Source organism: Mesorhizobium sp. CNPSo 4684 (assembly GCF_057784315.1).
On record NZ_JBWLUX010000021.1, the window covers coordinates 106,648 to 112,757 of the forward strand.

At 58.2% G+C, this 6,110-nt stretch carries 5 protein-coding genes; 2 read left to right on the forward strand and 3 right to left on the reverse strand.

Going from position 1 to position 6,110, the window contains the following annotated elements:
- Window positions 1–5 precede the first annotated feature (5 nt).
- Together glf and AC04SG_RS20610 are read right to left on the reverse strand one after the other, a co-directional pair.
- Window positions 6–1,136, reverse strand: coding sequence for a UDP-galactopyranose mutase (glf, locus tag AC04SG_RS20605; RefSeq protein ID WP_488552551.1), 1,131 nt, complete (start codon window positions 1,134–1,136; stop codon window positions 6–8).
- Window positions 1,129–2,298, reverse strand: coding sequence for a glycosyltransferase (locus AC04SG_RS20610; RefSeq protein ID WP_488552552.1), 1,170 nt, complete (start codon window positions 2,296–2,298; stop codon window positions 1,129–1,131). The genes glf and AC04SG_RS20610 overlap by 8 nt, the downstream gene beginning before the upstream one ends.
- A 172-nt stretch (window positions 2,299–2,470) precedes the next feature.
- Here AC04SG_RS20610 and AC04SG_RS20615 point away from each other — a divergent pair, with 172 nt between their 5' ends.
- Both AC04SG_RS20615 and AC04SG_RS20620 read left to right on the forward strand, forming a co-directional pair.
- Complete coding sequence (locus AC04SG_RS20615; RefSeq protein WP_488552553.1) at window positions 2,471–3,295, forward strand: amidohydrolase family protein; 825 nt, start codon at window positions 2,471–2,473, stop codon at window positions 3,293–3,295.
- Between the two features lie 89 nt (window positions 3,296–3,384).
- Entirely contained in the window at window positions 3,385–4,491 is a 1,107-nt protein-coding gene (locus tag AC04SG_RS20620; RefSeq protein WP_488552554.1) for a glycosyltransferase family 4 protein, read from the forward strand.
- Between the two features lie 13 nt (window positions 4,492–4,504).
- Here AC04SG_RS20620 and AC04SG_RS20625 read toward each other — a convergent pair whose 3' ends face one another.
- A complete protein-coding gene (locus AC04SG_RS20625; protein WP_488552555.1) occupies window positions 4,505–5,125 on the reverse strand; it encodes a methyltransferase domain-containing protein in 621 nt (206 codons plus the stop codon).
- Window positions 5,126–6,110: the final 985 nt, after the last annotated feature.

Sequence of the window (6,110 nt, forward strand, 5' to 3'; positions counted from 1 at the left end):
CACGGCTATCCCGCCGCCCCTTTGGCAAGAGATAGCGCCGAGGCCCCCGTTTTCTGAATACGATTGAACGCAGTCAGCGCCTGACCAATCACCTGGTCCATATTGTAGTACCGGTATGTTGCCAGCCGCCCGACGAAAATCGCATCGGTCTGCTGAGCAGCGAGTGCCTCATATCGCTTGTAGAGCACTTCATTCTCCGGGCGTGGAACCGGATAGTATGGATCGCCCTCATTCGTCGGGTATTCGTAGGTCAGGCTGGTTTGAGGATGCCGCTGGCCCGTCATGTGCTTGTATTCCGTGACCCTTGTGAAGGCTTCGGTCTGCGGATAGTTGACGACGGCGACCGGTTGAAACTGTGGCCTGTCCAGGGTGACGTGCTCGAAGCGCAAAGATCGATACGGCAATTTCCCCAGCCTGAAATCGAAAAATTCATCGATCGGACCGGTGTAGATGAGGCGCCGATGGGGGATGACGTGTCGGACTTGGCGGTAGTCCGACTGCAGCATCACCTTGATATTCGGGTGAGCCAGCATGTTCTGGAACATGCGGGCGTATCCACCCGCCGGCATGCTCTGGAACTTGTCGGAGAAATAGCGGTCATCGCGATTGGTTCGTGTCGGCACGCGCGCCGTTACTGATTTGCTCAACTGCGATGGGTCGACCCCCCACTGCTTTCGCGTGTACCCTTGGAAAAACTTCTCATAAAGTTCCCGTCCCACGGTGCCCACGACCACGTCCTCGGCGGTGCGGATCTCCTCAACGCTCTCCCTGCGTTCCGCCAGAAACTGCTCCATTTGCTGAGAGGTGAGGTCTAGGCCATAGAGACGATTGATTGTGTCGAGGTTGATTGGGATTGGCACAAGCTGACCGTCTACCTGGGCCAGAACGCGGTGCTCATAAGTACGCCACGCGGTAAACTGAGACAGGTAAGCCACAATGGCTTCTGCATTTGTGTGGAAGATGTGAGGCCCATAGCGATGGACAAGAATGCCGGCTTCATCATACCAATCAAAAGCGTTGCCGCCGATGTGAGCGCGACGATCGACGACCAGCACTGTATCTCCACGCTGACTGGCGAGGCGTTCTGCCAAAACGCTTCCTGCGAAGCCTGCGCCGACCACGAGCCAGTCAAACATGGTCGACCAGCCGGCTAGACGTGGCAAGTCGCGAAATCTTCGCGGGTGTCAGGAAGTCATGCATGGCTTTCCAGGTCGAGTCCCACGACATCCCCGAGAGGAATGCGTCCGCCTTCGTCATTCCAACCGGGCCTTTGCGCAGAGCGGTCCGGAGGGCTGATGGCATCGAGCTTGCGTCAGCGATCTTCACCAGTCCGCGACGGCCATAGGTTTGCACGACATCGGCGATGGCTGTCGAAACCACGGGCAGTCCCCCGGCAAGGAACTCAGGGGTCTTCGTGGGACTGATGTACCGTGTAGCGTCGTTCAAGGCGAAAGGCATCCATCCCACATCCCAACCGGCCATATATTCGGGCAGTTCGGCGTACCGCTTGGCGCCCAGCCAATGAATGTTTGGGCCGGTCGGCAGCGTGGCCGGGTCGATCTTCACCACCGGACCAATGGTGACGAACTCGACGTTTGGCATCGCTGCGGCGGTTCGAGCCATCAGGTCGATATCAAACCTCTCGTCGATGACACCGAAGAAGCCCACGCGCGGATGCGCAATGGATTGCTGGTCGGCAGGGTCTGTCTGGGGGCGGCGCGCCTGATGGAAATGTGCCGTGTCAATGCCGCTTGGAAAGGCATGGACGGATGGATGCCGGCTGCGCTTGGCCTCATAAAGGCTCATTCCGCCAGTGAACACGACGTCGGCCTTGATGAACAGTTGCTGCTCGAGCCGCTCGAGTTCGGGCGGCGCGTTCTTAAAAGCAGAGAGTTCATCCATGCAGTCGTAGACGCAGACATCCTCGTGCAGCGCGGCCGTGAACTTCAGGGCCATAGGCGTGTAATACCAAGTTACCAACTGGTCATGCTCGATCTCGGAAACCAGTCTGTCCAACAAGATGGCGAGGGTTTTGTCGGTATCAATTGGCGACTGGCGGTCCTGGAGGACGGGCGTCACGACTTCCAAGCCGCAGGCAACAGACCTGCGCCGCAACAGTGGTCTCTGGACGGGCTCGAACACAGGCTCTTCGAAGAAGACAACGTTGTAGTGGGCTGCGGCGCGCGTCATCAAATGCTGGGGGCGTTGAAAAACGAAATCCCAGCGCAAATGGGAGAAACATAGCAGAAGCGGGTGCTCGAATGGCACAAGCAGGGGGTTGGATACGCTCTGATCCATTGCAACGATCCGTATTAGGGTTGGCTTATGGTGGATCAAGCTCCGTCTGAAGCTCGGGTTCCACGCCGACGACATAATTTTGTTTTTCCCGACCGGACGCCGAAGAAACCACGATTTCTTATTATCTCTGGAACGGCCATCGCCTGCGCAAGTTGTCGCCGGGGAGACGCAGATGATTGTCGATGCACACCTTCATACGTCCGGCCGCGAAACGACAGCGGACGTGCTCAAAGCGCTTGACGAGGCGGGGGTCGATGCCGCCTTCTTGCTGGCGCCGTTCCTGACAGCGCCTTATTCCCTTGATGACCGCGAATCGTTGCGCGCTGGCAACCGCTACCTGTCAGGCCTGATCGAAGGCCACTCGGATCGGCTGGTCGGGTTCGCCGTTGTCAATCCACTCCATCCACAATCCGTCGACGATCTTGAGGAGGCAGCTGCACTTCCTGGTATTCGCGCGTTGAAGATGGTTCCGACCGGTTGGTACCCATATGACGAGTGCGCTCATCGTGTGTACGCGGTCGCTGCAAAGCTCAATTTCCCCATCTTGTTCCACAGTGGGATTTTCATTGACGGTCGATCCGGACGGTTTTGCCGCCCCTCTTTCTACGAAGCAGTTCGTGATCATCCCGGCCTTCGAGTGACCTTGGCTCATCTGGGCTGGCCATGGTGTGACGAAGCCAATGCAGTTGGCGTTATAGATCGGATAAATGGAGTCGACCCGGCCGCGAGCCAGTTTCGCTTCGACCTCTCATTCGGGCCACCTCCGATCTACCGCTACGAGGTATTTCGCAAGGCAATCGACGTGATCGGCCCGCGCTCCCTGCAATTCGGCAGCGATCGCTTCCTGCCTTGCACTGGTGCTCATATTCGCGCGGCAATAGACGAGGTTGCGACAGTGCTCGATCAGCTAGACGTCGCGATCGAGGACCGAAATGAGATCATGGCGGGGACTGCAATGGACTGGCTGAGGCTACGCCCAGCACAAGGAGGAAAGTGATGGCCCGGACACCGCGTGTGTTGCCAGGCGGCCAGACTGATGAGCGCACGCACATACTAGAGGTCTTGGGAAACGCTATAGTAGGCGGCATGGAAAATTACGTGCGCAACCTGGCTGCAAACCTGCCATCGAACGAGTTCAAGGTCTCTCTCCTGTGTCCATTTGAGAGCCCTTATACCTTGTTGTTACGGTCCGAAGGGAGAGACGTCTATATTGCCCCGCTGCGTGACGATCCGCCTTGGCGGACAGTCGAACTGATTTGCACACTGGTCCGCGAAACTGGCGTCGATCTGCTCCACGCTCACTTGATGAATGCACATACCGTCGCGGCAATGGCCGGGCGCCTTTGCGGGACGCCAACCGTAGCCACGTTGCATGGCATGAGCCTTCATCCGCAGGAAATCAGTGTGGCGCGCACAACCGGGAGCCACACCATTGTGGTGTGCCGTGAAGCTTGGTCACAGGCACTTGCTGTGGGCTTGGCGCCTGAACGCGTAAGCCTTGTTCCCAACGGCGTCGACCTCGCAACGTATCATCCGATGTCCGCTGAGCCGGCGGAGTTCCGCCGAACGATCAACGTCGGTCCTGCCGATCTGCTGGTTGGTTTCGTTGGCAGGCTTGCCTGGGAAAAAGGCCCCGACAAGTTCCTCAAGGCAGCCGAGTACATTCTGCAAAGGCGTCCCGACGTGCATTTCGCAATGGTTGGCACCGGCTTAATGGAGAAGGATCTCGTCGCTACCATACGACGCGCGGGGCTGGAGTCGCGCATTCATATGATTGGGCTTGCGCGCGAACCACATCGGATTTATCCGGCACTTGATTTGCTGTTGCATACATCGCGCGCCGACGCGATGCCGCTCACCATCCTGGAGGCCATGGCGTCGGGTGTGCCGGTCGTGGCGATCGGCGTCGGCGGCGTTCCGGAAATTGTCGCCACAGGCGAGACCGGAATTCTGGTGGGCACCACCGAGTGGCCCGGTATTGTTTCGGAATATCCCGGCGACTGGGAGGGCGTGGCCTTGGCGGCGCTCGCCCTTTTGTCCAACTCGGCCAGGCTGAAGTCGATGGCTGGTGCGAGCGTGAGGCGTGCGCAAGCATGCTTCGACATCCGCCAGTCGGCGATCATGACCAGTCAGATTTTCCGGCAGTTGATCGGATCCCGTCCCGACAAGGCTCGCCTCCACTCCGTTCCCTGAGCTCGGTGACGGATCAGGATTCTTTGGTGGCCCTGATCCCAGTAATCACAGGATACAGGGGATCAACGACGTCAAGGCTTGCGCGGTCGATCTCCTCAAACGCGAGTCCCTGAAGGAAGGCCGTGGCTGCAAGTACGTTGCCGAATTGCTGCACTTCCACTGCTGAGGTGCCGAACCGTTCCTCGAACAAGCGTCGCGCGGCACTCTGGGTCATCGCCCAGAACCATTTCTCTGGGCCGTCATAAGCGTCGATCGACGTAATGCCTGGCACCGTTGCCAGCACAACGCCGCCCGCTGCCAAGGCGCGATAGATCGTGGCCAGCGCGCTATGCACGTCGTAAATCATATGCAGCGTCTGGGTCACGATCAAGCAGTCGAAACGGCCGGCCTCTACGGCGTCTTGGTTCTGGAGATCAAAGCGGACTGTAGCATGTGGATTGGCACTTTGCGGGGAGTCGATAATGTCTGTCCGCTCGACCCGTTCGGCGCCATAACGGAGGGTGTAGACATTGTCGCCGATCTCCGCGACACGTCCCCTAATGTCGTTTGCATGACGCTGCAGAAAGCTTTCTATATAGTAGCGATCCAGTGGCGTGCCGCGGTCGCCACCGAACTTCCGGCTCAGCGGTTCCACCTCGCCAAGGTCTCCGAAGACCACCTTACCAGGGAAGGGTACTGCTCGCATGGGCTTCAAACCTGACGGCCGCCGCGCGGCGAGATTAGCGTTCGCTGGGCCTTTGCCGAACAGTTACCCACGTCGTTGAGATTGACCGTTGGATTTCTTTCTCGCTGCCGTCGCATTTTGGCCCGTCGGGGCTTCGCTTTTCGCGTCCTTAGAGTGCGCTGCCAGGGCCGGGCCCGCGCCTGTAGCCTTACGCATGTCGCCGCCACGCGTTTCCCGTTGCCCGTTCTTCCCCAACAGACCTGAAAAATATTTGCCAAAGAATCCCATTCTCTTGCCCTCGCTAAGCGATTTATCTCCGTCCGATACGAATTTGCGTGCGCACGATTTGTTCCCTCGACTGACAAGAGTGCGTAGGATTTCGGCCCAGGGTTGCTCGTCGCAGGGTCAGTGGATCACATACGGCCTGATCTGCGGCACTTCCCGACCTGTTGACCTATCCATCGTCTGGGTGCGATGGGCCATGCTCTTGGAATGAAAGTGTGGAACGTTCCGAAGAGAGCGACGTTGGCGGGGATCAAGGAGAGGACACGTCGGCATGGTGATGTTCACCGAAAGGAAGGTTCGGCGCATAGCCGAGAACGGATTGCTTTCGACTGACGAGAAGATCGAGCAGTTGCTTGCAATTGACCCTTGGCTTTCCACAGGGGAGCCTCGTCGGCTGACTATTTCAGCCGCAAGGACTCTCGTTGCGAAGCTTTTTCCTTTGAACGGTCAGAGACCCCACCTAATTCGCGCGTCGTTCCGGCAGCGTGGCTGACTTCCCCAAATGGCAAAGCCGCCCTGTTTAGAGCGGGATGAATTTAGGTTGGGCATATCCGGCCTCGATGAAGTAATTTTGGCATTCGTTTGAAGAGACAATTTTGAGGATTTGGCCGATGGCGTCACAGACGGTCTCGACCGTCCGCTTGGCAGCCTTGCGCAGCCAGTGCTTGAG

Excerpts from the sequence above, each read along its gene's own strand:
- AC04SG_RS20620 (WP_488552554.1), top strand. The coding sequence starts at position 3,385 with ATGGAAAATTACGTGCGCAACCTGGCTGCAAACCTGCCATCGAACGAG.
- AC04SG_RS20610 (WP_488552552.1), bottom strand. The coding sequence starts at position 2,298 with ATGGATCAGAGCGTATCCAACCCCCTGCTTGTGCCATTCGAGCACCCG.
- AC04SG_RS20615 (WP_488552553.1), top strand. The coding sequence starts at position 2,471 with ATGATTGTCGATGCACACCTTCATACGTCCGGCCGCGAAACGACAGCG.
- glf (WP_488552551.1), bottom strand. The coding sequence starts at position 1,136 with ATGTTTGACTGGCTCGTGGTCGGCGCAGGCTTCGCAGGAAGCGTTTTG.